The organism is Granulicella sp. dw_53 (assembly GCF_018449545.1).
Lineage (GTDB): Bacteria > Acidobacteriota > Terriglobia > Terriglobales > Acidobacteriaceae > Edaphobacter.
Window position 1 is genome coordinate 265,656 of the sequence record NZ_JAAVUR010000006.1, and the last position, 24,838, is coordinate 290,493.

26 protein-coding genes are annotated in these 24,838 nt (G+C 59.5%); 12 read left to right on the forward strand and 14 right to left on the reverse strand.

Annotated features, from left to right (window positions below):
• Positions 1-138 precede the first annotated feature (138 nt).
• From HB393_RS11675 to HB393_RS11685, 3 genes are all read right to left on the reverse strand, one after another.
• Positions 139-1,749 (reverse strand): radical SAM protein, encoded by a 1,611-nt coding sequence (locus tag HB393_RS11675; RefSeq protein ID WP_213805346.1) that lies wholly within the window; start codon positions 1,747-1,749, stop codon positions 139-141.
• Positions 1,750-1,962: 213 nt separating this feature from the next.
• Positions 1,963-3,063 carry a mechanosensitive ion channel domain-containing protein gene (locus HB393_RS11680; RefSeq protein WP_213805347.1) on the reverse strand — a complete coding sequence of 367 codons (1,101 nt, stop codon included), beginning with the start codon at positions 3,061-3,063 and terminating at the stop codon, positions 1,963-1,965.
• Positions 3,064-3,170: 107 nt separating this feature from the next.
• Entirely contained in the window at positions 3,171-4,085 is a 915-nt protein-coding gene (locus tag HB393_RS11685; protein ID WP_213805348.1) for an alpha/beta fold hydrolase, read from the reverse strand.
• Between the two features lie 98 nt (positions 4,086-4,183).
• Here HB393_RS11685 and HB393_RS11690 point away from each other — a divergent pair, with 98 nt between their 5' ends.
• Entirely contained in the window at positions 4,184-4,975 is a 792-nt protein-coding gene (locus tag HB393_RS11690; RefSeq protein ID WP_213805349.1) for a DUF1080 domain-containing protein, read from the forward strand.
• Here the strand turns inward: HB393_RS11690 and HB393_RS11695 are convergent.
• Entirely contained in the window at positions 4,938-5,678 is a 741-nt protein-coding gene (locus tag HB393_RS11695) for an iron-sulfur cluster loop (RefSeq protein WP_345945158.1), read from the reverse strand. The genes HB393_RS11690 and HB393_RS11695 overlap by 38 nt on opposite strands.
• A gap of 182 nt (positions 5,679-5,860) precedes the next feature.
• On the opposite strand from HB393_RS11695, the gene HB393_RS11700 reads away from it, so the two are divergent.
• Entirely contained in the window at positions 5,861-6,415 is a 555-nt protein-coding gene (locus tag HB393_RS11700; protein WP_213805350.1) for a cupin domain-containing protein, read from the forward strand.
• An 8-nt stretch (positions 6,416-6,423) separates the two neighbouring features.
• On the opposite strand, the gene HB393_RS11705 is transcribed toward HB393_RS11700, so the two are convergent.
• Positions 6,424-7,368 (reverse strand): isoaspartyl peptidase/L-asparaginase, encoded by a 945-nt coding sequence (locus HB393_RS11705; RefSeq protein ID WP_213805351.1) that lies wholly within the window; start codon positions 7,366-7,368, stop codon positions 6,424-6,426.
• 28 nt (positions 7,369-7,396) lie between these two features.
• Between HB393_RS11705 and HB393_RS11710 the strand changes: the two genes are divergently transcribed.
• Positions 7,397-7,615, forward strand: coding sequence for a KTSC domain-containing protein (locus tag HB393_RS11710; protein WP_213805352.1), 219 nt, complete (start codon positions 7,397-7,399; stop codon positions 7,613-7,615).
• A gap of 331 nt (positions 7,616-7,946) precedes the next feature.
• Here HB393_RS11710 and HB393_RS11715 read toward each other — a convergent pair whose 3' ends face one another.
• Positions 7,947-8,954: an AraC family transcriptional regulator gene (locus tag HB393_RS11715; RefSeq protein WP_213805353.1), complete on the reverse strand. Its 1,008-nt coding sequence runs from the start codon at positions 8,952-8,954 to the stop codon at positions 7,947-7,949.
• Positions 8,955-9,329: 375 nt separating this feature from the next.
• Between HB393_RS11715 and HB393_RS11720 the strand changes: the two genes are divergently transcribed.
• Positions 9,330-10,319, forward strand: a complete 990-nt coding sequence (locus HB393_RS11720; RefSeq protein WP_213805354.1) for an aldo/keto reductase — start codon at positions 9,330-9,332, stop codon at positions 10,317-10,319.
• A 109-nt stretch (positions 10,320-10,428) separates the two neighbouring features.
• On the opposite strand, the gene HB393_RS11725 is transcribed toward HB393_RS11720, so the two are convergent.
• Both HB393_RS11725 and HB393_RS11730 read right to left on the reverse strand, forming a co-directional pair.
• The gene (locus HB393_RS11725) at positions 10,429-11,214 is read right to left on the reverse strand and encodes a DUF4410 domain-containing protein (protein ID WP_213805355.1); all 786 of its coding nucleotides are present in this window, start codon (positions 11,212-11,214) and stop codon (positions 10,429-10,431) included.
• Between the two features lie 39 nt (positions 11,215-11,253).
• On the reverse strand, positions 11,254-11,628 hold the full coding sequence (locus HB393_RS11730; protein WP_213805356.1) for a hypothetical protein: 375 nt from the start codon (positions 11,626-11,628) through the stop codon (positions 11,254-11,256).
• Between the two features lie 83 nt (positions 11,629-11,711).
• On the opposite strand from HB393_RS11730, the gene HB393_RS11735 reads away from it, so the two are divergent.
• Positions 11,712-12,314, forward strand: a complete 603-nt coding sequence (locus tag HB393_RS11735; protein ID WP_213805357.1) for a TetR/AcrR family transcriptional regulator — start codon at positions 11,712-11,714, stop codon at positions 12,312-12,314.
• A gap of 19 nt (positions 12,315-12,333) precedes the next feature.
• Here the strand turns inward: HB393_RS11735 and HB393_RS11740 are convergent, their stop codons facing one another.
• The 3 genes from HB393_RS11740 to HB393_RS11750 form a co-directional block, all read right to left on the reverse strand.
• Positions 12,334-13,425 carry a Rieske 2Fe-2S domain-containing protein gene (locus tag HB393_RS11740; RefSeq protein WP_213805437.1) on the reverse strand — a complete coding sequence of 364 codons (1,092 nt, stop codon included), beginning with the start codon at positions 13,423-13,425 and terminating at the stop codon, positions 12,334-12,336.
• Between the two features lie 201 nt (positions 13,426-13,626).
• The gene (locus HB393_RS11745) at positions 13,627-14,589 is read right to left on the reverse strand and encodes a FecR domain-containing protein (RefSeq protein ID WP_213805358.1); all 963 of its coding nucleotides are present in this window, start codon (positions 14,587-14,589) and stop codon (positions 13,627-13,629) included.
• 216 nt (positions 14,590-14,805) lie between these two features.
• A complete protein-coding gene (locus HB393_RS11750) occupies positions 14,806-15,285 on the reverse strand; it encodes a nuclear transport factor 2 family protein (protein ID WP_255551002.1) in 480 nt (159 codons plus the stop codon).
• 198 nt (positions 15,286-15,483) lie between these two features.
• Between HB393_RS11750 and HB393_RS11755 the strand changes: the two genes are divergently transcribed.
• From HB393_RS11755 to HB393_RS11770, 4 genes are all read left to right on the forward strand, one after another.
• Positions 15,484-15,948 carry a DUF4126 domain-containing protein gene (locus HB393_RS11755; RefSeq protein ID WP_213805359.1) on the forward strand — a complete coding sequence of 155 codons (465 nt, stop codon included), beginning with the start codon at positions 15,484-15,486 and terminating at the stop codon, positions 15,946-15,948.
• A 143-nt stretch (positions 15,949-16,091) separates the two neighbouring features.
• Positions 16,092-17,468: an FAD-containing oxidoreductase gene (locus HB393_RS11760; RefSeq protein ID WP_213805360.1), complete on the forward strand. Its 1,377-nt coding sequence runs from the start codon at positions 16,092-16,094 to the stop codon at positions 17,466-17,468.
• Between the two features lie 385 nt (positions 17,469-17,853).
• The gene (locus HB393_RS11765; RefSeq protein WP_213805361.1) at positions 17,854-19,077 is read left to right on the forward strand and encodes an ABC transporter permease; all 1,224 of its coding nucleotides are present in this window, start codon (positions 17,854-17,856) and stop codon (positions 19,075-19,077) included.
• Positions 19,078-19,127: 50 nt separating this feature from the next.
• The gene (locus HB393_RS11770; RefSeq protein WP_213805362.1) at positions 19,128-20,381 is read left to right on the forward strand and encodes an ABC transporter permease; all 1,254 of its coding nucleotides are present in this window, start codon (positions 19,128-19,130) and stop codon (positions 20,379-20,381) included.
• Positions 20,382-20,461: 80 nt separating this feature from the next.
• Here the strand turns inward: HB393_RS11770 and HB393_RS11775 are convergent, their stop codons facing one another.
• The gene (locus tag HB393_RS11775; protein WP_213805363.1) at positions 20,462-20,881 is read right to left on the reverse strand and encodes an organic hydroperoxide resistance protein; all 420 of its coding nucleotides are present in this window, start codon (positions 20,879-20,881) and stop codon (positions 20,462-20,464) included.
• A 176-nt stretch (positions 20,882-21,057) separates the two neighbouring features.
• Complete coding sequence (locus HB393_RS11780) at positions 21,058-21,843, reverse strand: DUF1223 domain-containing protein (RefSeq protein ID WP_213805364.1); 786 nt, start codon at positions 21,841-21,843, stop codon at positions 21,058-21,060.
• A gap of 318 nt (positions 21,844-22,161) precedes the next feature.
• Here HB393_RS11780 and HB393_RS11785 point away from each other — a divergent pair, with 318 nt between their 5' ends.
• The gene (locus HB393_RS11785) at positions 22,162-22,785 is read left to right on the forward strand and encodes a sigma-70 family RNA polymerase sigma factor (protein ID WP_213805365.1); all 624 of its coding nucleotides are present in this window, start codon (positions 22,162-22,164) and stop codon (positions 22,783-22,785) included.
• Positions 22,776-23,039: a zf-HC2 domain-containing protein gene (locus HB393_RS11790; protein ID WP_213805366.1), complete on the forward strand. Its 264-nt coding sequence runs from the start codon at positions 22,776-22,778 to the stop codon at positions 23,037-23,039. Before HB393_RS11785 ends, HB393_RS11790 begins: the two co-directional genes overlap by 10 nt.
• Here the strand turns inward: HB393_RS11790 and HB393_RS11795 are convergent.
• The gene (locus tag HB393_RS11795; protein ID WP_213805367.1) at positions 23,010-23,456 is read right to left on the reverse strand and encodes a hypothetical protein; all 447 of its coding nucleotides are present in this window, start codon (positions 23,454-23,456) and stop codon (positions 23,010-23,012) included. The two genes, HB393_RS11790 and HB393_RS11795, sit on opposite strands and share 30 nt — an antisense overlap.
• Positions 23,457-23,934: 478 nt before the next feature.
• Here HB393_RS11795 and HB393_RS11800 point away from each other — a divergent pair, with 478 nt between their 5' ends.
• On the forward strand, positions 23,935-24,777 hold the full coding sequence (locus HB393_RS11800) for an alpha/beta hydrolase (RefSeq protein WP_213805368.1): 843 nt from the start codon (positions 23,935-23,937) through the stop codon (positions 24,775-24,777).
• The last annotated feature ends 61 nt before the right edge of the window (positions 24,778-24,838 follow it).

The window sequence follows — 24,838 nt, forward strand, 5'->3', positions numbered from 1 at the left end:
TGGGTGTGCGGAAGATTCCTTGGCGCTTCGGAAGAACCACAGGTCCTTCGACTGCGCCACTCGCGGAGGCTGCGAGGGGTGCAGTCAGGATGACAAATTTTGGTTGCTCGCGGGTCTTCTATCTTCTCTTGAGACGAGTCAGGGGATGACGACGAAGGGGGCGGACTTCTCCTGGGGGTCGCTGCCGAGGAAGGCGGGGCGGCGGAGGTTGGGGGTGGCGAAGGCTCGTTCCCAGGCGGGGGATTGGAGTTCGGGCATGGGGCTGGCCTGGAAGAGCTTGCGGCATTGTTTGGCGGTCCAGCGGGCCCAGCTCTTGGACTTCTTGCGGCGGGCGCTGTCGGTGGAGATGCCAGTGCCGGCGTACATCTGGCGGTAGAGTTTGGAGAGGAACATGAAGGCGACGCGGGCGCGCAGGGTCGGGGTGCAGGCGGAGCGCTGCCAGATGGAGGGCCAGTCGTAGAAGCGGTCCCAGACTTTTTGAGTGCGCTGGCTGATCTCGCTGGAGCTCATGGAGGGGTGGGGCGTGAACATCTTGGGGCGGATGGCGGTGGGGATGAGCCAGTAGCGCGTGATGGGGATGTCGCCGGTGGGGGTGGCGACGACTTCGGGGGCCTTGGCTTGTTCTTTTTCCCAGCGGGCGAAGTCGATGGTGCCGGGGAAGGGCGTCATCATGACGAACTGGGCGAAGGTGACGCCGGCTTTGAGGGCCATCTCGACGGTGGCGTCGAAGGTGGCGGGCTTGTCGGTAGGGAGTCCGAAGATGAAGGAGCCGAGGACGTGGACGCCGTGCTTCTTGAAGGTCTGGAGCTGGCGGGCGAGGGCTTCGCCGGAGTAGTTGAAGTCCTTGAAGACGGCCTTGAGGCCTTCGGGGGTGACGGCTTCGACGCCGACGAGCGCGCCCTTGATGTTGGCTTTGCGCATGGCGTCGAGGTACTCGCCGTCTTCGCCGGCCTCCATGGTGATCTGGGTGAAGAAGACCATGTCCTTGGGGAGCTTTGCGAGTTCGGCCATGAGCTGGAAGCGCTCGGCGCGGATGGCGGTGAGCTCTTCGAGCTTGGCGGTGTTGTTCTGTTCGCGGGCGAGGCGGAGGTCGGTGAGGGTGACGGGGTAGAAGTTGTCGTCGGCGAGGGCGATGAAGCGAAAGCCGATGCGGCGGAGGTTGACGATCTCGTCGATGACGGACTGGAACTTGCGCTGGCGGGGCTGCTGGCCGTCGGTGCGCCAGACGCTGCAGAAGGAGCAGTGCTTGGGGCATCCGCGGATGGTCTGGACGGAGGCCCACATGTACTTGTCGCGGGGCATGAGGTCCCAGCGGGCGGCGAGGAACTGGCTGCCTTCGATGCGTCCTCCTTCGTAGATCTTGCCGGGGTTGCCGGCGACGCAGTCGCGCACGACGTTGCCCCAGGCGATGTCGCCGTCGCCTTTGACTACGGCGTGGGCTTCGCCGCGCTCGAAGGCTTCTTCGGGGAAGAGGGTGGCGTGGATTCCACCGTAGACGACCCAGGCTCCGCGGGCGCGGGCGATGCGGCCTACTTCGTAGCCGCGGAGGGCGTTGCCGGTGTGGACGCTGATGCCGACGATATCGCCGAGGGTGATGCTCTCGGGGACGATCTGCTCGAGGGACTCGTCGACCAGAATGGGATCCCCAGCGGATTCAGGGGTTGCGGCAGCGAGGACGAAGAGCCAGCGAGGCGTAATAACGGCGGTGCCAAACGAATTATCGCTGGGGTTTACAAGATGAACGCTCATTCTGGACGAAGCCAACCTTCCTCGTACGAGTGCGGTGGTTCACAGAAAGAGTTGTGGAGGAGGATGCCTAGCTGCGCCTGGGCAAGATCGCCGGCAAAATATGAATCTGCCGGACATTATGTTGGCTATCATACAGATTGTGTACTAAAGACGACAGTTTTTTGTCGGCGGGCGCACATTAAATTTCTAGTTTGGCTGGGAAATTGTTGGTAGTTAGGGGTGTTGCGGTTCGGAGGGTTGGGTCGGGGGAATGGAGGCGTCGGGGCGGGCGGCGAAGCGGGTGGTGGGGAAGGCGTCGGGGTAGTTTTCCTGGATGAAGGCGGTCATCTGTTCGCGGACGATGCAGCGCAGGTCGAAGTTCTCGCTGGAGTTGCGGGAGCTGACGAGGCAGCGGAGCTCCATGGTGCGCTCGGAGAGGTTGGTGACCTGGAGGCCGCAGACCTGCTTGTTCCAAAGGGGCGAGGGATGGACGATCTTGTTGAGCTGTTCGCGGAGGGCTTCGACGGGGATGGAGTAGTCGACGTAGAGGAAGGCGGTGCCCATGATGTCGGCGGACTCGCGGGTCCAGTTCTGGAAGGAGTTCTCGATGAAGTAGGAGAGGGGAACGATGAGGCGTCTGAGGTCCCAGATGCGGACGACGACGTAGGCGGAGTTGATCTCTTCGATGCGGCCCCACTCGCCCTGGATGACGACGACATCGTCGATGCGGATGGGTTCGGTGAGGGCGATCTGGAGTCCGGCCAGGAAGTTGGAGGCGGTGGACTTGGCGGCGGTGGCGAGGATGAGGGAGGCGACGCCGGCGGAGGCGAGCAGGCCGGAGCCGTAGTGCCAGATGCGGGGATCGTTGAAGGTCCAGAGGAGGGCTCCGATGTCGATGATGACAACGAAGGTGATGAGCATGCGGCGGAAGAGCTGGAACTGGGTGTGGACGCGGCGGGCCTGGACGTTGTTGTCGGAGCCGAGATCGTAGCGGCGCAGGATGGCGCTCTGGAAGAGATAGATGCAGCCGACGACGAACCAGCCGAGCGCGACGATCATCGCCATGATGAGGAGCTGGCGGATGAGGTCTTCGAACTTCGCTGGGAGGTCGGGGACGATGGGCAGAGCGCCGAGGGCGACGGTGAGCAGGAAGATGGCTCGGGCGGGATGGCCGAGGTAGCGTTGCATGCCCCAGCCAAAGCCGGCGGTCTGGCCTTCCTTGCGGCGAATGAGGCGGAAGATGATGTAGTGAACGACGTTCGCCATGACCAACGCGCAGCAGAAGATGAAGATCGCGAAGAACCAGGGATGGCGGAAGTGGAAGGCTGGAGTCATATGGTTTATTAGCTTGGATGCCGGGTCTAAGACGGAACGGGGAGTCGAGGAATAAAAGCGCGTAAACATTGACTCTGATCAGGATAGATGGTGCCGCGGATTCATGCTTAATGCTGGTGGATCTGGGCGAGGGCTTCGAGCACGGCGGCCTGGAGGGCGATGCGGTGGTCGGAGTAGGAGTGGTCGGTGGCGATGTGGGTCGCGGAGGTGGCGGTGTCTCCTAGTTTCTTGAGGTTAGCGAGCAGGGCCTCGGAGGAGGGGGCGTTGCCGTCGTCGGAGCTGATGGCGAAGAGAGGGTGAGTGGCGAGCCTGGGTGCAAGGCCGGGGATGTTCCAGGCGGCGGCGTGGTCCAGGAGCTCTTGGGCGAGGGATTCGGGGGTGCAGCCTGCCAGTGGGGCGATGCCCTCCGCGGCCAGGCCGTGGGCGATGGCGGGGAGTGCGACGGTCTCCCGGTGGGCTGTGACGGCGGGCAGGACACGGCCGGCCATGTTGGCGGCGGAGATGAGGCCGATGGCGTGGATGGAGGTGTCTGTGGAGTGCGCGGCACCGACGATGGCGGCGATCATGCCTCCCATACTGTGGCCGATGAGGGTGAGGCTCTGGGGATCGGCGCGGAGTTTCCTGGTGTTGGCGGGATCGTGGAGGTAGGCGATGGCGGCTTCGGTGTCCTCGATGGCGTGGGTGAAGGAGAAGTCTCCGGGCGATCCCCACGCGCCGCGGTAGTTGAAGTAGAGGACGTCGTAGCCGGCGCGGCGGAGGGTTTGGGCGAGGTCGAGATTGCGCTCGTTGCCGGGGAAGCCGTGGAGGAGCAGGACGACTGGATGCGGGCCAGGTCCGGAGGCGATGTAGACGAGGGCGTTGAGGAGGACTCCGTGGCTGGGGAGCTGGAAGGAGTGCATCGCCGCTGGGTTGGCTTTGTCGGGAGCGGGGTCGCTGGTGAGGGCCGATTGCTGGGCGAAGGCGGGGACGACGAGCGATGCCGTCAGCAGAGCGGTGGAGAGGACCAGACGTCGGAGGGGCATGGATCGATTGTAATGAGGTTTCGAGGGAGAGCACCTGAAGTTTCGTCGATGGCCGTTGATTTGGAGGGGATGCAATTGGTGTATCTTTATCAGAAATTATGCGCACACATTGTTTGAAGTTCCTTGCGTTTGCGACCCTGTTTTCTGTGGCTGCTTCCCTCTCCGCGCAACAGCCGGCCGCGCCTAAGCATGAAGACACCGAGGTGTACGAACCGGTTCCGCCGGTGGTGACGCCGGGCGCGAGCAATGCTGCTCCGCCGTCCGATGCGATCGTGCTCTTCGATGGCAAGAACCTCGACGAGTGGGTCTCGGCGCAGGACAAGTCTCCGGCCAAATGGGCCGTCGCCGATGGCGTGATGACGGTGAGCAAAGTTCCTGGTGTCGGCAACATCGAGACCAAGCGGAGCTTCAAGGACTACCAGCTTCATGTGGAGTGGAAGATTCCCACGAACATTACCGGCAGCGATCAGGCGCGCGGCAACAGCGGAGTGTTTCTTGCTTCCACGGGACCCAAGGACGCTGGATATGAGCTGCAGGTTCTCGACTCTTACAACAACAAGACCTACGTGAACGGACAAGCGGGCAGCATCTATAAGCAGGCGATTCCGTTGGCGAATCCGAACCGCAAGCCGGGCGAGTGGCAGAGCTACGACGTGGTGTGGACCGCGCCGAGGTTCAATGACGATGGCTCGGTGAAGACTCCGGCGTATGTGACGGTGTTCTTCAACGGCATCGTGGTGCAGAATCACTTCGAGTTGAAGGGCGAGACGTTGTATGTCGGCAAGCCTGTCTACAAGAAGTACGATACTGCGCCGATCAAGCTACAGGCGCATGGCGATCACAGCGAGCCGATCAGCTTCCGGAATATCTGGGTTCGGGAGCTTCACTAGCGTTCACTGCGATCTGGCGCTGTCCGTACTTGCAGACGCCCAGCAGAGGGCAGATTCGGCACTTCGGCTCAGCGAAGGTGCAGATAGTTTGGCCGAGCTTCTTGATCAGCCTGTGGTCTTCGTCCATCTTCTCGGCGGTCCAACTCTCGGGGACCAGGCGCATCAGGCGCTCTTCGGTGGTGTGAGCGTCGGCTCGGGGAGTGAGTCCGAGTCTCTGGGTTACGCGGAGATGGTGAGAGTCGAGGCATAACGCTCGTCTCCGCAGGGTGCTGAAGTTGACTACTGCTCCGCTGGTCTTGGAGCCAACTCCGGGGAACTGCTCCAGCCAAGCGCGAATCTTGTCGGTTCGATACTGGGCCAGGAAGTCCAACGTCAGAGAGCCGTAGCGCTGGGTGATCTGTTGCAGCGCGGACTTCAGTTGGACGGCTTTCTGCTCCGGGAACGTGATGTCCTGAATGGCGTTCTCGATCTCGGCTAATGTTGCGTCGCGAAGATTCTCCCAACTGCCGAAGCGCTGGCGCAGTTGGGCGACTACAGCGTAAGTGGTCTCGGTTTTGGTCCGGGACGAGAGCAGCGAGTAGATGAACTGCGAGAGCGGATCCCAGAGGTCGCGTGGCTCCGGTTTGCCAAAGTGTTTCAAGAGCAGTTGGTGGATCTGCTCGAGGCGCTCGTCAGGATCAGGATTGGAAGGAAACAACGGCACGGAGTGCATCCCCTCAATTTTAGCCTCGATGAGTGGCGGAGTTCGTTTCCTTTGTCTGCTCTCTTGAATCTGTAACTTTTTCTGTTGCACTGCGACGTCCATTTCTAACAATCGGGAATAATGCAAGGCGCTTAGGGTTCTACACCTGTCCTTATTGCAGACAGACAGATGGAGAGACGCCAATGAACACGACTACGAATAAGGTTACGAACAAGGCTAGGGCTTACAAGAGAGCGCCTGCATTATCTAATTCGACCTGGTTCAAGGGATTTCTGATCAGCCAGATGGTGGGTACCACCGATAGTGACGGCGCGTTTGACACGATCATCGGCAAGATGAAAGCGGGAACCGAACCGCCACCCCATATCCACTCGAAGGACGACGAGTTTTTCTACATTCTTTCAGGCGAGTTGACGGTGTATGCCGACGGCGAGGTATTTACGGCGACGGCCGGAGAATGCGTGTTTCTGCCCCGCCAAAAACCCCATGCATTCCTCGTTGCGTCCGACGAGATCCACATGATGGACACGCTCACTCCAGGTGGCTTCTTCGAGGCGATCAGCAAGACGAATGTTCCCGCAGAACGGATGGAGGTTCCTACGGATGCTGAAAGCGCGGCCTTTGGGAGCCCGGACCTCGCGGAGACGATGAAAGTATTCGAGGAGAACGGAATACGATTTCTAACTCCGGACGAGATACGCAAAGAGATGCCCCAATACCCCTTGCCGCCTGCGTGAGAAGGACCTTACCCTGGGTTCCGCGTCACCCCGAGTTGTGGCCCATTGGGTGTCTGCAGGCCCCACGCCATCCGCGGCGTGTTGTGCGCTAATCCTACCTGACCGTCGGGTCCGAGCAGGATGATTCCGCCGTAGCCGCCTAGCCGTCCGAAGAGGTAGTCGATGGCGGCCTGGGCGGCTTCGGCGGGAGTTGCGCCTGCGGCTACGCGGTCCACGGCCCACTTTCCGAGGACCAGTTTCATGATGGGTTCTCCCCAGCCGGTCAGGGAGACGGCGGCGGAGAGGTTGTCGGCGTAGCAGCCGCAGCCGATGAGGGAGCTGTCTCCGACGCGTCCGGGAGCCTTGTTCAAGGTGCCGCCGGTGCTGGTTCCGGCGGATATATTTCCGTACTGGTCCAAGGCCACGGCGCCTACCGTGTCGTGGGACTGGAGCTTTATGGCGGCCTCGAGGTTTCCGGAGAAGGTCTCGTCGGGGAGGCCGGCGAGTTCGGCGGCCTGGGCCTTGTAGAGGCGCTCCTGTTCGCGGCGGACTACGAGGTCCATGTTCTCGCAGAGCAGCATGCCGTGCTGGCGGGCGAAGCGCTCGGCTCCGGTGCCGACGAAGTAGACGTGCGGGGACTTATCCAGCACGAGGCGCGCGGCGCGGATGGGGTTGCGCAGGCGCTCGACGCAGGCTACACCGCCGGTGCGCAGGTTGCTTCCGTCCATGAGGAGGGCGTCCATCTGGACACGGCCGTCCTGGGTGAGGAAGGATCCGCGTCCTGCGTCGAAGGTCTCGTCGTCTTCCATGACGGCGACGGCTGCTTCTACTGCGTCGACCGCGGTCGCACCCTGCTCCAGGAGGCTGTATCCGGCGGCGAGGGCGTTGGCAATGCCGCGCTCGTGGGCTGCAATCTCCTGGTCGGGCATGGCCCAGGCTCCGCCGTGGATGAGGAGAACAGGTTTCGTGGTCATCGCATCCTAAGTCTACTGGAGCGACTGCATGCCCTCGACCGTGATCGCCGCGATGAGCTACGAGCCGCAGACGAAGGTGTTGACCATCGTCTATCGGGGAGGCCGAGGGACGTATCGCTACTTCGAGGTGCCGGAGGAGGAGTATGCGGCTTTTCGGGCGGCTCCTTCCAAGGGGACTTACCTGAATGAGACCTTCAAGGCGCGTGGCTACCGGTTTGAGCGGGTTCGCTCCCCTCGTTCCCTCTAAACTTAGGCGGGGGGTGCCCCCTTGCCTGGGCGTAACCCATTTCGATTCAGCGGAGTACGGGCGGGGTGGGCGCGCAAGTTCCTCATTCTTTGCGGGTTGCGTCCAAATACGAGAGCCAGCTTGGTTTACCTCCTTTTCCTTTCCGGTTTAAATGAAAAAGCCCCTGCCTTTTGGCGGGGCTTTTTGTCTTCTGGTTCTATTTTACTGAATGGACCGAAACTTAAGTGCCACTTGTAAGTGTTGGTATGTCTTGGGTTGAGTCGTTTGGGGACTTGACATGCGATTTTGCTGGGGATTTTGCGAAAGAAAAGTTTGGAGTGTCCATCGCTGCTTAGGCGGATAGTGTCGCTCGATGCGAATCACGCCAGTCTCCGGGAGGAACACCTTCCCAGGCGCGAAAGGCACGGCCGAAGGAGTTCGAGTCCTCAAAGCCGAGCAGATAGGCTGCCTCGGTTAGCTCCAGCACCGAGTTGCTCAGGTAGTAGCGAGCCATCTGGTGGCGGGCTTCATCGAGCAAGCGCTGGAAGCTGGAGCCTGTGTCCTTCAACCGCCGTTGGAGGGTGCGGCCTCCCATGTGCAGAGCCTGCGCAACCTCTTCGACGGAGGGACGACGACCCGTTAGTCTGTCCTGAATCGCTCCGCGGACGAGCTCGATAAAGCTGTCTTCGTCTTTGAGCTGCTTCAACTGTTCTTCGAACTGAGGTGCGAGCAGATCGAGCAGCTCGGCGTTCCGCGTGACGAACGGGGTGACGGAGTCGTCTGCCCGGAAGATAATCGCGTTACGAGAGCCGCCGATCAATACCTGGCATCCGAAGTGCCGTTCGATCTCTCTCAAATTCGTGCGAGGCATGACGTACTCAACACGGATGGGCATCACGCGCTTTCCGGCTCCATGACGTGCAATGGTCAGCATCCAGCTAAAGCAGTAATCGGTGAGCAGTTGGGGCTCATCGTCGATGGCAAGCAACCATCGGAATGAGATGCTGAATTCCTCCAGATCGATCTGGTGAAGAATCTCCTCGGGCGCGGTGAGCTTCTTGTATCGAGCCATGTGCTTGACGGCGGCGACAAAGTTGTCGGTGGAGAGGGCTGCGATCCCCATTGGGTGAAACCGCTCGGTCTTCGCCTCAAAGCCTAGTTTCAGACCAATCAGCGGATCGGAGCTGATGCTCTCGATGGCGCGCCAGAGGGCAAAGAGCTGTACCGTCGAGACCAGCACACGGGTCTTCTGGAAGAGGTCCTGAGGGAGATTGGCCCTGCGGAGGACGGCGGGAACAGAGACTCCCAGCTCTTCCAATTTGATGGCAAGACGGCCCGGAACGCGAAAGTACTTGATCATGGCTTTCCCCCAGAGCCGGACGTTCTTCCGGCTCATTGCGTGTTCGCACACTTTTCCGATTGCCAATCTGCTCTTGATGCTACAGAATTGTCTCTCTTCGCGACATGCATACTCTGACAATCTTCATGCAAAGTGCGACAAATCCCAGCCTGCACTCTCTGGCTGGGAGAGATGCAGGAAGGTCCCGACAAGACCGACTGGTTGGTGGGAAGATTGTCGCGATCCGCAGAGATATTGGCGTGCGTTGCAGGGTGAAAGAGGCTGCTGACCGCTAAGGTTGAGATGCCGCAGATCGATTGGCCTGTTGAACAAAGAAGCCGGGAAGATGGTGGGCCTCCGATGCCGGCAAAGGAAGAGACGAGTTCAGGAGGAAGTATGAAGAAGCGAAAGCTGGGTAAGAGCAATCTTGAGGTGTCGGCTCTCGGTCTTGGTTGCATGAGTCTGAGCTCCGGGTATGGACCGGCTACAGCGAAGGATCAGGCGATCGTCTTGATCCGGACCGCGTATGAGCGTGGGGTCACCTTCTTCGATACCGCTGAAGCGTACGGTCCTTACAAGAATGAGGAGGTTGTGGGCGAAGCACTCGCACCCTTCCGAGACAAGGTCGCAATTGCAACGAAGTTCGGTTTCAACTTCGATACAAGTGGCAAGGAGATCGGATTAAACAGCAAACCGGAGCATATCCGGAGATACATCGAGGAGGCGCTCAAACGTCTGAAGACCGATGTGATCGACCTCGTGTATCAGCATCGGGTTGATCCCGAGGTTCCGATTGAGGACGTTGCGGGTACGGTGAAGGAGCTCATATCGGAGGGCAAGGTGAAGCATTTCGGGCTCTCGGAAGCGGGTGCAAAGACCATTCGCCGGGCACATGCCGTACAGCCTGTCACGGCACTGCAGAGCGAATACTCTTTGTGGTGGCGAGAACCAGAGAGGGAGATCCTGCCAACACTGGAAGAGCTGGGAATCGGTTTTGTTCCGTTCAGCCCCTTGGGTAAGGGGTTCCTTACGGGCGCGATCGACCAGAACACAACCTTTGCCGATAACGACTTTCGCAAGCTCGTTCCGCGCTTTACCGAGGAGAACCTGAAGGCCAACCAGAGCGTGGTTAAGGTGCTCGGCGACATCGCGGGAAGGAAGAACGTAACACGCGCTCAGATCGCGTTGGCTTGGCTGCTCGCGCAGAGACCCTGGATCGTGCCTATCCCTGGAACGACCAAGTTGCACCGGTTGGAAGAGAATCTTGGTGGTGCTGATGTCGAACTCACTTCAGAGGATCTTCGGGAGATCGAGGAGGCGCTTTCTGAGATTGAGTTCCAGGGGGAGCGTTATCCCGACTACCTGCAAAAGCGGGTCGGGCTTTAGAGGGGAACCGGAGCGCACTGTCTGCGCTCCGGTTTCATCTTCGGGTGCGTGTGCGGACTCCATCCAACGGTGTAGCTCCGGAGCCTTGATCCGTCCTACTAGGCTCGCTTCACCGTTGTTGATGAACCCATTGTTGAGACGCCATGATCTGGGAGATCTCTTTCGCGACTGCCTGAGCCATTCGCCTGGTGTCTGCTTCTATGGTTTCTTTCTTGTCCGATACGCTTCCTGTTGCAGCGCCCACTGCGATACCGCCCACTCCCATGGTTTCGGCAGCGCCGGGCTTTTTTCCGCTTCCGGACTTCAGCGTGAATTCGGACAGGACGATTTGCTGAGATTCGTTCAGCAGCGTTACGGTGACGTGCGCTTCCACATTGCTTGCGCCTCTTCCAAGGCCGATCAGGATTCGTTTTCCTCTGTCGCCCTGGCTGACTCCGGTGAACTCTCCACGGACGACCAGGCTGTGCTGTGGCGGCGGTGCGTCGGCGGTGGCGGCCCTTGCAACGGGCTGCGTTGCTTTTTGCAGTTCGCCGACCAGCGTCTTTGAGAAGATGTCGTTCAACTCCGCTGCGATTGTTGCGGGGGATGTGTCGCTGTCGTTGCCCTGTCGGCTTTGGTGGTGCTCGTGAAGTCTCTCGGCCAGGGAGTTGTCTTGAGAGATCGCGCTTTCCGGAATCGCAAAGTCGTACACGATCGTGTTAGGCGGTCTTGGTAGTGCCGCGCCTGTGTAGCTTCTGATCACCTTAACTTTAGCCTCGCCTGTTATCAGATTGCCCTGTGAGGACGGCTTCTGTGGCGCGGGGGGCTGGGGAGTGGCGGCGGGTTCTTGCGCGCCTGCCATCATTCCGCATGAGAGCAGAGCGGCAGAGAAGCCTATTTTGCCAAGGAGTCGCATCGATATCATCCTTTATTTTTTGCTTCGGTCTCTTCTTGCTCACATCTTCAGCAGTGACGGGTTCTCTCTCCGGGGATGGTCGGCTTTTTGTTGCGCGAGGCTGGATGTCTTGTTCAGACGTCCGAAGTGACGGGAGAGAATGATGCCGGCAATGACGAAGCCTGTCAGGAGAAGATAGAACTTCGGTGGAACGTTAAGACCGATCAGCCGCCTCATCAGGATGGTCAGGCCGACGGAGAGATTCGTTGCTCCCCATAGAAAGTTTTGCAAGGGGGATGAGGTTCTGGTTGCGCTCAGCATGGTAAATGGCGTTGGGAAGCGCTCCCCCCGCAGTCCACTCGCAAGATGCGGGATGCAGTTGCACAAGAGCGCACCTGAGAAGAGGATCAGCACCTCTCGACCTAATTCACTCATTGTTCGATGGCTCCTTTTCGGCATTGGTAAAACATGACGACCTGCTCATGTTCTAAGGATTAGAATATGAGCAGGTGCTCACATTGTCAAACGCGATAGAAAGACGTGTTCCGCAGCAGGAACGAGGAGAGCGGCGTATTGCGGAGTTGCTTGCAGCCGCGGAGGTTGTGCTGAGCGAGACCGGCTTCGAGGCGACGACGATGAAGGCTGTCGCTCAACAGGCGGGTGCTTCGATTGGAGCGGTGTACCAGTACTTCGACAATAAGGAGGCTGTTGCCCACGCGCTGCTGGCGCAGTACGACGCTGAGATGGACCGGCGGTGGGTCAATCTCGAAGAGGCCACCCGCGCTTTGTCGGTGGAGGAGTTGGCACAGCGCTTTGTCGACGTGATGATTCGATTTATAGAGCAACATCCGGCGTATATCGTTGTCCTGTTCGCTCCGGGGACTCACAAGCGTGATGTCAAGGTACAAAACCGGCTCCGGGAGCGTCTCGCTCTAGTTTTTCGTTCGCGAAATCGCAGGCTGAGCAAGGAACAATCGCTGCTAGTGGCGACCTTAACCTTGCAGATGATCAAAAGCATGAACTCGCTCTATGCGCTGTCGAAGGCGGGGGAGCGAGCGACTCTTGTCGAAGAGTACAAGCTTGCCTTGGCCGCGTATCTCACTTCGCGACTCGCAGGGTGATGCTATGAGGCTGGGTGGGTCAGCTTCGCCAGTGGAGGGTTACTGGGCCGGTTAGTGGGTGTTCGCCGGTGCCCTTGAGGCGTGCCTGTTTTAAGGCGAAGTACCACTTGGCGGGCTTGTCGGCGTCGTCGATCAGCATGAGGCCGGGGTTGGAGCGGAGGCCCTCGGCTTGCTCGATCATGGTCTGCTGATCCTGGGCGACGAACTTGGCTCCGAAGTATGTTGCGATGGAGGTTACAAATGGAATGTTGTAGAAGATGTTCCAGGCGGCCATGACGTCGATGCGACAGGTGGAGGGGGTGATGGGGGTTACGGTGGTTAGGCTGGAGAACCACTTGGGCCCGCAGCGTATGGTCTCGTAGCGGCGGTTGGGGAGGATGAAGTCGATGGTGGTGGTGATGGGCTCGCCGTAGACGCCGAGGAGCTTGTAGGGGGCGGAGTTGCCGCTGGGGGTGTGGGCGGACATCCGGAAGCCCTCCGGGATGGGCTCGAAGTGCTTGGTTTTCTCGTGGATGCTAGCGCTGCTGCGCCACCACCAGGCCTGGTGGACGAAGGGGCCGTGGGCGGGGTCCATGAGGCCGATGATTCCGTGGTCGACGTTGCAGGGGAGGTCGGCGACGAGGTGGGCGCTGCGGAAGCGCTCGGAGAACTTGGGGACTTCGGGAACGGGCGGGAGGTCGGCTGCGGCGCGTCCGGCTCCGGGGAGCGGGAGGTAGACCCAGGCGAAGCCGTCGCGCTCGACGCAGGGGTAGGCGGTGGCGAAGATTTTGGTGGGGTCGAGGGAGTCGTGGGAGGTGAGGGAGGGGATCTCTTTACACTGTCCGGAGCATGGCTCGAAGCGCCAACCGTGGTACTTGCATTGGACGGTCTCTCCGTCGAACCAGCCCGCGGAGAGGGGGATGCCGCGATGCGGGCAGAGGTCGCGCATGGCGAAGATGGTTGCGTCGTTCTTTCGACCTAGCAGGACAGGGATTCCGAGCAGGGTGGTCTTGGCTGTCTTTCCGGCCTTCAGGACGTTGGTTCGCAGGGCGGGGTACCAGTCTCCGAAGATCAGCTCGGCTGGAGGGCCGCCTGTTGCGGGTCCCGTTGCGCTTGCGCTTCCGGGCGCCAAGGTTACGAGCTCACTCAATCTTCTCCTCCATCCAGTTGTTGAAAGCTCTACCGGTACAGCAGGTTGCCCTTCACATCATATCTGGGTCCTATTTTGGGGTCTTGTTTGGAGCGGGTGTCTGGAGACGCAGCGAGGCGCCCATCCTGGAGTGCGATGGGCGCCTTGAGCAACCTTGAAACGACCTTTCAACGGTGAGGGCGATTATCTGTGGCCGCCTCCGCCTCCGCCACCGTGTGCGCCTCCACCACCGCCTCCTCCGCCGTGGAAGCCTGCGCCACCGCCGCGGAATCCGCCTCCTCCGTATCCGCCGCGGAATCCTCCGTAGCCGCCACCACGGTATCCGAAGCCGCGGCCATAGAAGAAGCCGCCGCCGTAGAGGTAGTAGGGGGAGTAGAAGCCGTAGCCGAAGGGGCTCAGGAAGGCTCCGTCTCCGGGTAGCCAAGTGTATCCGTAGAGGTCGGAGTCCCAGAGCCAGCCGGCCGCGTAGGGTCCGCCGCCGTAGGCTCCGACGTAGTTCTCGGCGAGGTCTTCGTTGGCTTCACCGAGGTACTCCGAGCGCAGACCGCTCCACTGGTAGAGCTCGTCGCGGTTGTTCTTGTCGAACTTGGCGGGCTTGACCGGGTCTCCGTTGAGAGTCAGTTCGTGGCTGCCCTTTACGAGGATGGTGTTGGCCTGGTTTGCGGGTCCGGTTCCCTCGAAGGCGGCTGCCTTGCCGTTGAAGACGCGCATAGAGCCGTTGTCTGCGTTGAACTCATAGAGACCGTTCTTCAGCAGGAGGGCCTGGCCGTTCTTCAGGTCGATTTGAAGATGGTTTTGGGGAAAGATCTGGTCGACCTCGACCTCGGCGCGACCACGTTGAATTTGAACCTCAGTGTGGGTGAGGTTAGTGGAGATCATTTGAATGGTGCTGTCTTCGCCTACCCGGAGAAATACTCCCGGGGTTAGTAACACTTCTACCTTACCGTTCGCGGTCGCAAGCGTTCCACCTGCGTCGAGGCCTGCGTATCCGACCGACTGGGAGGTAACAGCGCGCCCGTCGATCGACGCGTTTCCTTCTACGTAATTGAGTGTCCCTGGACCGGCTTGGTGGGCACCTTGCCCGAAGGCAGGTACGAACAGAGTCGCCAGGGAAAGTGTAAGTAGTACCTTCGACCTTGGCATCATCAGAACCTCTGTTGTTTAGATGTCAGTCGATGCAAAACGTCTCACCTGAGCGTATATCGACCACTTGCTCACCAAATGGGTTGAGGTGCATTCAAGCTATTTGTTTTGCCTGTTTTGGCGTTCGCGAATAGCCTTTCCGGTTGCTCGTCCCGGGGGGAAGGAGATTCTTAGCAATTCTCCTGTGTGGGTGGTTCGGTATGGAGGACGATGCACCTGTTATCGGGCGGTTCCATGCTCGAAGGAGATGACCCTCGATAGCCGCCATGTGCCGTCCTTGAGCTGCCAGAGCTGCACGAAGCGGGCTTCTCCGAGGACGTCGGGGCCCTGGATGCCTGGGTGATGGAAGCGGTGGACGCCGATCTCTACGGCTCCGTAGCCTTTGAGGGGGTGGACTTCGAGGGAGCTCTCGACCAGCTCGCGTGTGACCTTGCCGCAGATGTTGTTCTTGATGCTCTCGACGAAGATGGCGCGTCCTACGGCGAGGCCGGTGACGTCGTGGTAGAACTCGAGGTCGTCTGTGACCATGAGGCCGAGGGTCTTGAGGTCGCAGGTGTTGAAGGCCTGGAAGAGCGCCGCGTCCTGGGCTTTGATGGCCTGAAAGAGAGGATCGGGTGTTGGGGTGGAGGTCTGCGCCTCTGCCTGGATTCCGCCTATAGCAGACATCGCTACTACGATTACTGCTAAATGTCGTTTCATGTCTCGCCTCGTCCTGCGTTGTTTCCGGGGGATGGATTGTAGGCGTGAGTTACGTTTTGGTTGAGGGAATTGTTCCCAATTCGATCTGGGCTGCTTGGCCGCCTCTTTTGAGTGTTCCAACATTGGCCGTCAGATGACATACTGACTACCACCTGGGCTCAGCAGGGTACCAACGACCTTCAAAGGAGCATTGTCCCTATGTCCATCCTCGTCCTCGCCTTTCTTATCGGCGTTATCGCAGGTCTTCGCGCTCTTACAGCCCCTACCGTTGTTAGCTGGGCCGCCCGCCTGGGTTGGATCAATCTGGCGGATACGCATTTGGCCTTCCTGGGGTTTGCCTATACTCCGTACATCCTTACGGTGCTGGCGCTGGGCGAGCTCTTCAACGATAAGCGGGCTTCGACGCCCAGCCGGAAGATTCCGCCGCAGTTCATTACTCGCGTAGTGACGGGAGGGTTCTCGGGGGCGGCGCTGGGTTTGGCCAAGGGCTCGCTTATCGGCGGGCTTATTGCCGGAGCGATTGGCGCGGTGGCGGGGACGCTGGCCGGAGCCGAGGTTCGCGGACGTCTGGCGGGGATCGTGGGCAAGGACCTGCCTGTTGCGCTGCTTGAGGACATCATCGCGGTTTGCGGCGGGTTCGTTATCGTTTACATGGCCCGGTAGCTGGGCTGTCTATTTTAATAAGGATTACCTTCATGAGGATTTGCGGGCGCCCGGGGCTTTGGCTTCGGGCTTTCCGCTTCTCCTCTTCGTTCTCTTCTCCCATGCACTTTAGAATGAGTTAGCAAGACGAGGCGAATCCAGGCATGACCCACTTTGACGTAATTATTATCGGCGCAGGCCAGGCGGGCCCGCCGCTTGCAGGACGACTCACGAAGGCTGGGATGAAGGTCGCGATGATCGAGCGCAAGCTGTTCGGCGGGACCTGCGTGAATACCGGCTGCATCCCTACCAAGACCCTGATTGCCAGTGCGTATGCGGCGCAGGTGGCGCGGCGGGCTGCTTTCTATGGCGTTACCTTGCAGGGCGAGGTGAGTGTCGATATGAAGGCGGTGAAGGCGCGGAAGGACGAGGTCTCGGGGGCTTCGCGGAAGGGGGTGGAGGGCTGGCTGCGGGGGATGGAGAACTGCACCGTTTATACGGGCCATGCGCGGCTTGAATCTGCTACGACGGTTCGGGTGGGCGAGGATCTGCTGGAGGCGCCGAAGATCTTCCTGAACGTCGGGGGACGGGCCTCGATTCCGAATCTGCCGGGGACCGACCAGATCGATTACCTGACCAATACTTCGATGCTGGCGCTGGATACGCTTCCGGAGCATCTTGTGATTGTCGGCGGCAGCTATATCGGGATCGAGTTCGGGCAGATGTACCGGCGGTTCGGGAGTAAGGTGACGATCGTTGAGAAGGCTTCGCACCTGATCTCGCATGAGGATGAGGATGTCTCTAATGGGGTGCGAGAGATTCTGGAAAAAGAGGGTATCTCGGTTCGGACGCATGCAGAGTGTATCCACTTCGAGAGGCGTGGGGATCTTACGGCGGTTCATCTTGAGTGCAAGGATGGCGATCCTGCGGTGATTGGGTCGCATGTTCTGCTGGCCATGGGCCGTAGGCCGAACACTGATGACCTGGGCCTAGACAAGGCGGGCGTGAAGCTCGATGAGCATGGCTATGTCAGTGTCGACGACCAGCTTCGCACAAATGTGCCGGGTATATGGGCGATGGGAGACTGCAACGGCAAGGGCGCGTTTACCCACACCTCTTATAACGACTTTGAGATTGCCGCGGCCAACCTTCTGGACAACGACCCGCGCCGGGTGAGCGACCGCATTCCCTGTTACGCGCTCTACTGCGATCCGCCGCTGGGCCGGATCGGGCTTACGGAGGCGCAGGTTCGCGAGACCGGCAAGGCGGCGCTGATGGGCACACGTCCGATGACCAAGGTGGGCCGTGCGGTGGAGAAGGGCGAGTCGCAGGGCTTTATGAAGGTGCTGGTGGACGCGGAGACGAAGAAGATCCTTGGAGCTTCTATTCTAGGCGTGGGTGGTGACGAGGCGATTCATTGCATTCTGGATGTGATGTACTGCGGGGCTCCTTATACGACTTTGCAACGTGCTGTTCATATTCATCCGACGGTTTCGGAGTTGATTCCTACTGTTCTGGGGGATTTGAAGCCTTTGGTTTGAGGGTGTCGTACGGAGCTGTGGGTGGGGGGCGGGAGCCTTTTGCTCGGTCTAGGGTGGGGTGAGTTTTACTTCCCACCCTTCGCTAGAGACAACGGCGCGAAGGATGGGGCACCCAGGCGGTTGGGGCCGGGATAGGAGTGCGGTCGGGCTTTCGCCCGATACCCCACCCTATTTGCGATGAGACTGCAAAAAGGGTGGGGCACCCGGTTTTGTGGTGGCCTTCTGAATTTCGTTAGAGTGCTGGCGCTTCGTCGATCTGATGGTTTCGCTGACCGTGGCTTTGGTTTGAACGGAGAGGGCGGGGTTTGCGTATGGGAGGGAGGGAAAGTCTCGCGTTGCGGCGTGGGCAGTAGTAGTCTCATTGCACTCCCCAAGTAGGACTTTTATGGAATTCAAAGAGGCTGTGAAGATCGCGTTGCAATCGCTGTGGGCGAATAAGCTGCGGAGCGTGCTGACGCTGCTGGGCGTGGTGATCGGCGTGGCGAGCGTGATTGCGGTGGTGACGCTGGTGAACGGGGCGAATACGTATGTGACGACCAAGTTCACGAGCTATGGGGCGGATGTGTTCACGGTGTCGAAGATGCCGGCGATCATTACCAACTCCGACGACTACCAGCGATACCAGAAGCGGAAGAATATCCTGCTGGATGATTACACCTATGTGCGGGACAACTGCAGAGGATGCACGGGGATTGGGGCGCAGCAGTCGACGGTGGCGAAGGTGGTGCGCGGGACACAGTCGATTACAGACTGCCAGATACGCGGGTATACGTGGCAGATGCCTTCGCTGCAGAATCTGAACATCATGCAGGGCCGGGGGTTTACGCAGGTCGATGAGGACCATGCGTCGCATGTCGCGATCATCGGGACGGATGTGCAGGACAACCTGTTCAACGGGACTGATCCGCTGGGCCAGGAGCTGCGGGTGGATGGCTCTCCTTACACCGTCGTCGGGGTGAGCGAGAAGCAGGGAAGCACCTTTGGAGCGAGCCAGGATAACTGGGTTGCGGTGCCTTTGACCTCCTTCCAGAAGAGCTATGGCACGGCGAAGACACTGACGGTCTATGTGAAGGCGGGTAGCGCGGGGGAGCCGCTGGAGCGGGCGGCGGATGAGGTTCGGGTGTTGATGCGGGCGAAGCGGCATGATGCTGTGGGCGCGGCGCAGAGCTTCGAGCTGGATACGAACAATACGCTGGTGGGGTTCTTCTCGACGGTGACGGCCTCGTTTGGCGCGGTGGCGGGGGCGATTGCCTTTATCTCGCTGATCGTGGGCGGCATTGTGATTATGAACATCATGCTGGTGAGCGTGACGGAGCGGACGCGGGAGATCGGAATCCGCAAGGCGCTGGGAGCGCGGGGCAAGGATATTCAACTGCAGTTTCTGGTGGAGTCGGCGACCATGGCGCTGGTGGGTGGGGCGTTCGGCGTACTGGGAGGGATTGGGGTGGCGCAGGTGGTGACGCTGGTGATCGGGTTCCCATCGACGGTGGCGCTGTGGAGCGTGATGCTGGGGTTGGTGATGGCTACTTCGACGGGGATCTTTTTTGGAGTGTACCCGGCGCGGAAGGCGGCGGCGCTGGATCCGATTGTGGCTTTGCGTGCGGATTAGAGGATTAGGGGTTAGGGTTTAGCGGGCTTGTTTGGGGATGGGATGGGGCTATGCGGATTGGCGATCTTAAAGAGACGGTGACGATGGCGCTGGATACGCTGCGGACGAATAAGCTGCGTAGCGGGCTGACGATTCTGGGAATCGTTATCGGGGTGATGACAGTGATCATCATCTCCTCGGTGGTGAATGGATTGAACAGCAGCGTGGAGGCTCTGGTGCAGTCGCTGGGCTCGAATGTGCTGTTTGTCTTTCGGTTTCCGGTGTTCGGGCAGCGTCCGACGACGGAGATGCTTACGCGGAAGCAGATGACGTACGACGATGCGGTGGCGATGCGAAGTCTGCCGCATGTGGTTGCTGTGTCGCCGGCGCTGCAGTACACCGACAACAGCGCTCCGGGACGTGCGGGGGTGACCTCCATCAAGGCAGGCTCGAAGAAGATGCAGGGCACGATCCTTACGGGAGATACGCCTGAGCATAAGGACGTTCAAGAGCTGAACCTGCTGGAAGGGCGGTTCTTCAACGAAGGGGATCAGGAGCGGTCGGCGAAGGTCGCGGTGCTGGGCTACGATACGGCGCAGGAGCTGTTCTCGGGGGAGAGCGCGGTTGGCAAGGAGGTGACGGTGAGCGGGATGTTGTTCACCGTGGTGGGGGTGTTGGATAAGCAGAAGCAGGCCTTCGGCGGAGGTAAGAATCCGCAGGATAACCAGGCGTATTTTCCAGTGACGACCTTTCACTATATGCATCCGGAGCAGCTCGACTACTGGATCACGCTGAAGTATGACGATCCGAAGAACCGTGCTCTGGTGGAAGACGAGATGACGGATCTGCTGCGGCGGCGGCGCAAGGTGGCTAACGAGAAGCCGGATAACTTTGCGATCTTTGGTACGGATTCGTTGACGCGGCTTTGGAACCAGATTACGGGAGGGCTGTTTCTGCTGCTGTTTTCGCTGTCGAGCGTGGCGCTGCTGGTGGGTGGGGTGGGTGTGATGAATATTATGCTGGTGAGCGTGACGGAGCGGACACGCGAGATCGGAGTGCGCAAGGCGATCGGAGCGACGAAGCAGACGATCCTCTCGCAGTTCACGCTGGAGGCGATGACGCTGTGCGCGGTGGGCGGCGTGATCGGGGTGGTGTTTGGAAGCATCATCGCGCTGGGACTGCAGTTTCTACTGCCGTCGCTGTTGTCTACGTTGTGGATTGGAGCGGCCTTTGCTAGCTCCTGCGCGATTGGTCTGATCTTCGGGATCTATCCGGCGTGGAAGGCGGCGAATCTGAATCCGATTGAGGCTCTGCGGTACGAGTAGCTTTGGCGCGGAATGTGGGAGCGGTGACCTGCCCGGTGAGATGGGCAGGTATGATCCTCTTCCAGATGTGGTGGCTGGAACTAGACGATGTTGATCACGACGTCGATGTTACCGCGTGTGGCTTTGGAGTAAGGGCAGGTCTGGTGGGCGGCGTCGGCGAGGGATTGCGCGACCTCGCGCTCCAGGCCGGGCAGGCTGACGTTGAGGCGGGCCTGGATGAGGAAGCCGCCTTCGGCGGTGCCCAAGTCGATCTCGGTGTCGAGAGCGAGGTCGGGAGGGAGGGTGATCCTCATCTTGTTGGCTGCGATCTTGATCGCGCCGATGAAGCAGGCGGACCAACCGGCGGCGAGCAGTTGCTCGGGATTGGTGCCGATGTTCGTGGTGCCAGGGGTTGCGAGCTTGATGTCGAGGTGGCCATCGGAGCTGCGGGAGGCGCCGCCGTCGCGGCCGCCGGTGGTGTGGGTCTTTGCGGTGTATAACACTTTTTCGATATGAGTCATGCTGGGTTCCTTGCTGAAGAACGGTTCGTTGGTGATCCGATTCGCTCGGATGCAACGGGCTTTCTATTGGTTTTGCCGAGCGCGGTTCGCGTTGGACGTTGATGGAGAGAGATGGGCCTAGAGAGGCGTCATTCTAATGAAGAGAGCCTTCGCTTGTCTGCCTATTTGAGCTGGCGCTACAGTGGCTTTGTGTCAGTCCCAAGTACGCGTCCGTTCCCTGCGGTCTGCGCGAAGAGGATGAGGTGGTGGGCGGGAGAGCTGTGGAAGGATGGAGGCACGGGGATCTGCACCGTCTGCTCTGTTGCGGCTTGCAGCTTGGCGACGCGCGTGAGGGAGCGGGCGACGGCGACGTGGGTGAGGGTGCGGCCGGAGTTCTCTCCGCGAAGGACGCTGGAGCGGTCGGAATCGTCGGCGAAGACGGCGACGATATCGACTCCGTGAGCGGGAATGTCGCCGGTTGCGGAGAACTTCACGGAGAGGGAGGCTTCACTCAGCTTTGTCGAGAGGATACGAAGGTCGATTGACGAGGCTTGCTTCTCCTTCTGAAGTGCCTGCAGCAGGCTGGCTTTGTTGTTGCCGACGAATTGGTGCGTGCCGTTCACGACCATCTGCGGGGTGTAGACGCTTTCGAGGCCGAAGCGCTCGCCGTAGGCGTTCTGGCGCTCGGTGTAGATGGACGATGAAAAGGGATCGGACCAGCCGAGTGAGTTCCAGTACGTGACGTGCTCGCTGATGCCGACGATTAGTTGTCCGGGATTGGCCTGGGTTCCGTTGATTTGCTGTAACAGCACGTCTGCCGGGGGACAGCTGGAGCAACCTTCCGAGGTGAATAGCTCTACCAGGACGACTTGCGGCCTCGATGTTGGCTGGGTGGTCTGGGCTTGAAGGTTTGTCAGGCTTATCAGCAAAGCAGTTACGAAGGTGTATGCGGTGTTTCTTCTCTGTCTATCCAAGCTATCCATGAAACCCCTCCAAAATACGCCCATGAGACGCCAAGAAGTGTTGGAGAGTTACAACGGAGTTATAGGCTGAGCTATTGCGATTGCGTTGTAACTATTTGGAGGCTGAGGGCTCTAATGTGAGTAAGACTGGCTTTCCCGCTCCTACCCGGTAGAAGTCTAACTCGTGAAGAGACGTTATGAGGATTTGTTGCTGGGGTAGTTTCGAGGGGTGGTTGGGGATCGATTTCTTCTGGCTTGGCCTATGGATCTTCTCTGTGGGCCGGCCTTATCTGCGTCGGTGCGCTCTTAGCGAAGCCGAAGTAATAGAATGGCATTGCCATGGCCGAAGCTACCGAGTTGCGGAATGAACTCCAGATGATCACCTCGATCCTTGGCGGCGAGACGCATCTGTTCCATGAGTTGATTCGGCCCTATGAGCGCAGCGTGTATGTGATGGCGCTTTCGTTTCTTCATAATGAGGCTGACGCAGAAGATACCGCTCAAGAGGCGTTCCTGAAGGCTTACCGCAATCTGTCCAGCTTTCGGGGGGATTCCAAGTTCGGGACCTGGCTTATCAGCATCACACTGAATGAGGCTCGGAGCCGCATCCGGCGGAAGAATGCGGTCAAGATTGAGTCGCTGGACGAGCCAACTGGTGAGGATGGTCATGTGTCGCCGGCGCTGCTGCGCGACTGGCGCGAGATTCCTTCGGAGTCGCTGGAGCGGCAGGAGGTACGTCATTTATTGCAGGAGGCCATCGGTTCGCTACCTCCGATCTATCGAGAGACGTTTCTGCTGCGGGATGTCGAAGAGCTGAGTATCGCGGAGGCGGCGCAGGTTCTGAAGATTACGGCGGTCTCGGTGAAGGTACGGCTGCACCGGGCGCGGATGATGCTGCAGAAGAGTCTGGCTCCGCAGTTGAAGCAGATGAACTCCAAGAGGAGGTGGTTCCCATGGTCCTAGAGTGCAAGCATGTGTGGGAACACATCTCGGGTTATCTTGATGGAACGCTGGATAGCGAGGTGCAGATGCAGGTACAGAAGCATTTGGAGCACTGCGAGATCTGCTCCGCTATTCTCGACTCCACACGCAACATTCTGATTTTGACTGCGGATGACCGTGTCTATGAGTTACCGCTGGGCTTCAGTGAGCGGCTGCATGCGCGTCTCGATAAGGAACTCTCGGGTTTAGCGCCCCCGGAGAAATCCGAGACCTAGGTGCATGGTCACATGGGATGCGTATTCGGCTGCGACAAGGACCAGGGTGAGGATTGCAACTGTGATCTGGAACCTCTCCGCGCGTAGTTGCTTGGGCGGTACGGGCTGTGCTCTCCATTGTGAGGATGGGCGAGAGCGCAGGCTGCGGATGCGCCAGATGACGTAGAGATTGACGATGGAGCCGCCGATGGCGAGGATCATCATCGGAATGCGGATTGCATCGCGGTGCCATCCGGTTGGCGGAGGATGCAAGGTGGTGGCGGCCGCGAGAGCGCCTAGACCGATGACCAGGCGCACACCACTGATCGCCATGACGACGGTACAGGCGCTCTGCAGCAGGATGAACAGGAGGCTGGTGAGGCCGACGATCCATGATCGCCGCTTGGTGAGTCGTTGTGGTTCTGTGGCAAGGGGCACGCTTCAACATCCTTCGCGGTACGTTTTGGATTCGTTGTTCGTCTCGATTTGAGATGCTACCACAACGAAATCGCCATGGTGAGCGAGGCCGGAGTCTAAGGTGGACGCTCGATTTGCCCTTATGTTCTTAGGGATTCTTCTAGTTTGCTACTTAGAAAAATGCTGGCTGCGCATCAGAGAGGAGATAGATGGGTAAGCTGATTTCTTAGCGGCTTCCTTTTATTTTTGGTGGCGTCATTTTGACCTTGATGCGGTCAATAGTTCTCTTCCTTCTTGAAATCTGATTCCTGTATAAACGGATGCGGGCTTCGCTCTCTACGTCACTTTGAAGAGCCCTGTGCCTTTGACGGAGACAATCCGATGATGAAGGAGGCAGCTGCATGAATGCCGGTACTTTGACTGTTGGGCAGATGCGGGTTGATGGTGTGAATGCGAATATGAAACCTTTTCCATCACATTTCGAAGGGAAGGTGCTGGCATGAGCGTCTCTACTCGGCAGCATAGTGTTGTCACGTCTCATGGAACTCTCGCAGTCGAGGAGAGTGGTGGGGGTGGTATTCCGGTGCTCATGATTCACGGAAATTCGTTTAGCCGTGGTGTCTTCCGCCATCAGATGCAAGGACGGCTCGGCGACGAGTATCGCCTGATCGCCTTCGATCTGCCGGGTCATGGCGAGTCGAGTGACTCGCCCGATCCTACGCGGAGTTATACGCGGCCCGGCCTGGCGGATGCTGCTGTCGAGTTACTCGATAAGTTGGGGGTGACTGAGGCTGTCGTGTTTGGCTGGTCGCTTGGTGGGCATATCGGGATCGAGATGGTCTCCAGATTTCCCGGGATGCCGGGACTGCTGATTACCGGTTCCCCTCCGGTGGCGGCCAACAATATGGGGCAAGGGTTCAACTCCTCGCCGCAGATGGGAGTGGCGGGTAAGCAGGATCTGTCGGAGGCGGAGATTAATGCTTTCGTGCAAGGGATCTTCGGAGAGTCGGCTGAGCCGTTCCTTCGCGATGCTGTGGCGCGCGCGGATGGCCGATTCCGCAAGAGGCTCTTTGAGGCCGCACGGGCGGGAGAAGGTGTTGATCAGCGCCGGACGGTGGAGAGCAGCCCGGTCCCACTCGCGGTGATTAATGGTGCTACCGATGCCATCATCAAGCTCGATTACTTCGATACCGTTGTTTATGCGAACTTGTGGGAGGGACAGTGTTATCGGCTTGCCGGAGTGGGGCATGCCCCGTTCTGGAAGGCGCCGGATGCGTTCAATCCTATCTTCGAGCGTTTTTTGCGGGATGTTGAGAGCGGGATGGCGGCTCGGGGTTTGTGAGGTATTGGCTAGCGGGCGGCGGGGTTATTTGTAGTTCCGTACTTCAGGTGCTTCCTCGGTA

Bases quoted from the DNA above. Each gene is read 5' to 3' on its own strand.
- HB393_RS11755 (WP_213805359.1), top strand. From the start codon at position 15,484: ATGTCCATCCTCGTCCTCGCCTTTCTTATCGGCGTTATCGCAGGTCTT.
- HB393_RS11725 (WP_213805355.1), bottom strand. From the start codon at position 11,214: ATGCGACTCCTTGGCAAAATAGGCTTCTCTGCCGCTCTGCTCTCATGC.
- HB393_RS11745 (WP_213805358.1), bottom strand. From the start codon at position 14,589: ATGATGCCAAGGTCGAAGGTACTACTTACACTTTCCCTGGCGACTCTG.
- HB393_RS11780 (WP_213805364.1), bottom strand. From the start codon at position 21,843: ATGGATAGCTTGGATAGACAGAGAAGAAACACCGCATACACCTTCGTA.
- HB393_RS11785 (WP_213805365.1), top strand. From the start codon at position 22,162: ATGGCCGAAGCTACCGAGTTGCGGAATGAACTCCAGATGATCACCTCG.
- HB393_RS11765 (WP_213805361.1), top strand. From the start codon at position 17,854: ATGGAATTCAAAGAGGCTGTGAAGATCGCGTTGCAATCGCTGTGGGCG.
- HB393_RS11760 (WP_213805360.1), top strand. From the start codon at position 16,092: ATGACCCACTTTGACGTAATTATTATCGGCGCAGGCCAGGCGGGCCCG.
- HB393_RS11705 (WP_213805351.1), bottom strand. From the start codon at position 7,368: ATGACCACGAAACCTGTTCTCCTCATCCACGGCGGAGCCTGGGCCATG.
- HB393_RS11750 (WP_255551002.1), bottom strand. From the start codon at position 15,285: ATGAAACGACATTTAGCAGTAATCGTAGTAGCGATGTCTGCTATAGGC.
- HB393_RS11800 (WP_213805368.1), top strand. From the start codon at position 23,935: ATGAGCGTCTCTACTCGGCAGCATAGTGTTGTCACGTCTCATGGAACT.
- HB393_RS11720 (WP_213805354.1), top strand. From the start codon at position 9,330: ATGAAGAAGCGAAAGCTGGGTAAGAGCAATCTTGAGGTGTCGGCTCTC.
- HB393_RS11790 (WP_213805366.1), top strand. From the start codon at position 22,776: ATGGTCCTAGAGTGCAAGCATGTGTGGGAACACATCTCGGGTTATCTT.
- HB393_RS11685 (WP_213805348.1), bottom strand. From the start codon at position 4,085: ATGCCCCTCCGACGTCTGGTCCTCTCCACCGCTCTGCTGACGGCATCG.
- HB393_RS11730 (WP_213805356.1), bottom strand. From the start codon at position 11,628: ATGAGTGAATTAGGTCGAGAGGTGCTGATCCTCTTCTCAGGTGCGCTC.
- HB393_RS11770 (WP_213805362.1), top strand. From the start codon at position 19,128: ATGCGGATTGGCGATCTTAAAGAGACGGTGACGATGGCGCTGGATACG.
- HB393_RS11690 (WP_213805349.1), top strand. From the start codon at position 4,184: ATGCGCACACATTGTTTGAAGTTCCTTGCGTTTGCGACCCTGTTTTCT.
- HB393_RS11700 (WP_213805350.1), top strand. From the start codon at position 5,861: ATGAACACGACTACGAATAAGGTTACGAACAAGGCTAGGGCTTACAAG.
- HB393_RS11715 (WP_213805353.1), bottom strand. From the start codon at position 8,954: ATGATCAAGTACTTTCGCGTTCCGGGCCGTCTTGCCATCAAATTGGAA.
- HB393_RS11710 (WP_213805352.1), top strand. From the start codon at position 7,397: ATGCCCTCGACCGTGATCGCCGCGATGAGCTACGAGCCGCAGACGAAG.
- HB393_RS11675 (WP_213805346.1), bottom strand. From the start codon at position 1,749: ATGAGCGTTCATCTTGTAAACCCCAGCGATAATTCGTTTGGCACCGCC.
- HB393_RS11680 (WP_213805347.1), bottom strand. From the start codon at position 3,063: ATGACTCCAGCCTTCCACTTCCGCCATCCCTGGTTCTTCGCGATCTTC.
- HB393_RS11775 (WP_213805363.1), bottom strand. From the start codon at position 20,881: ATGACTCATATCGAAAAAGTGTTATACACCGCAAAGACCCACACCACC.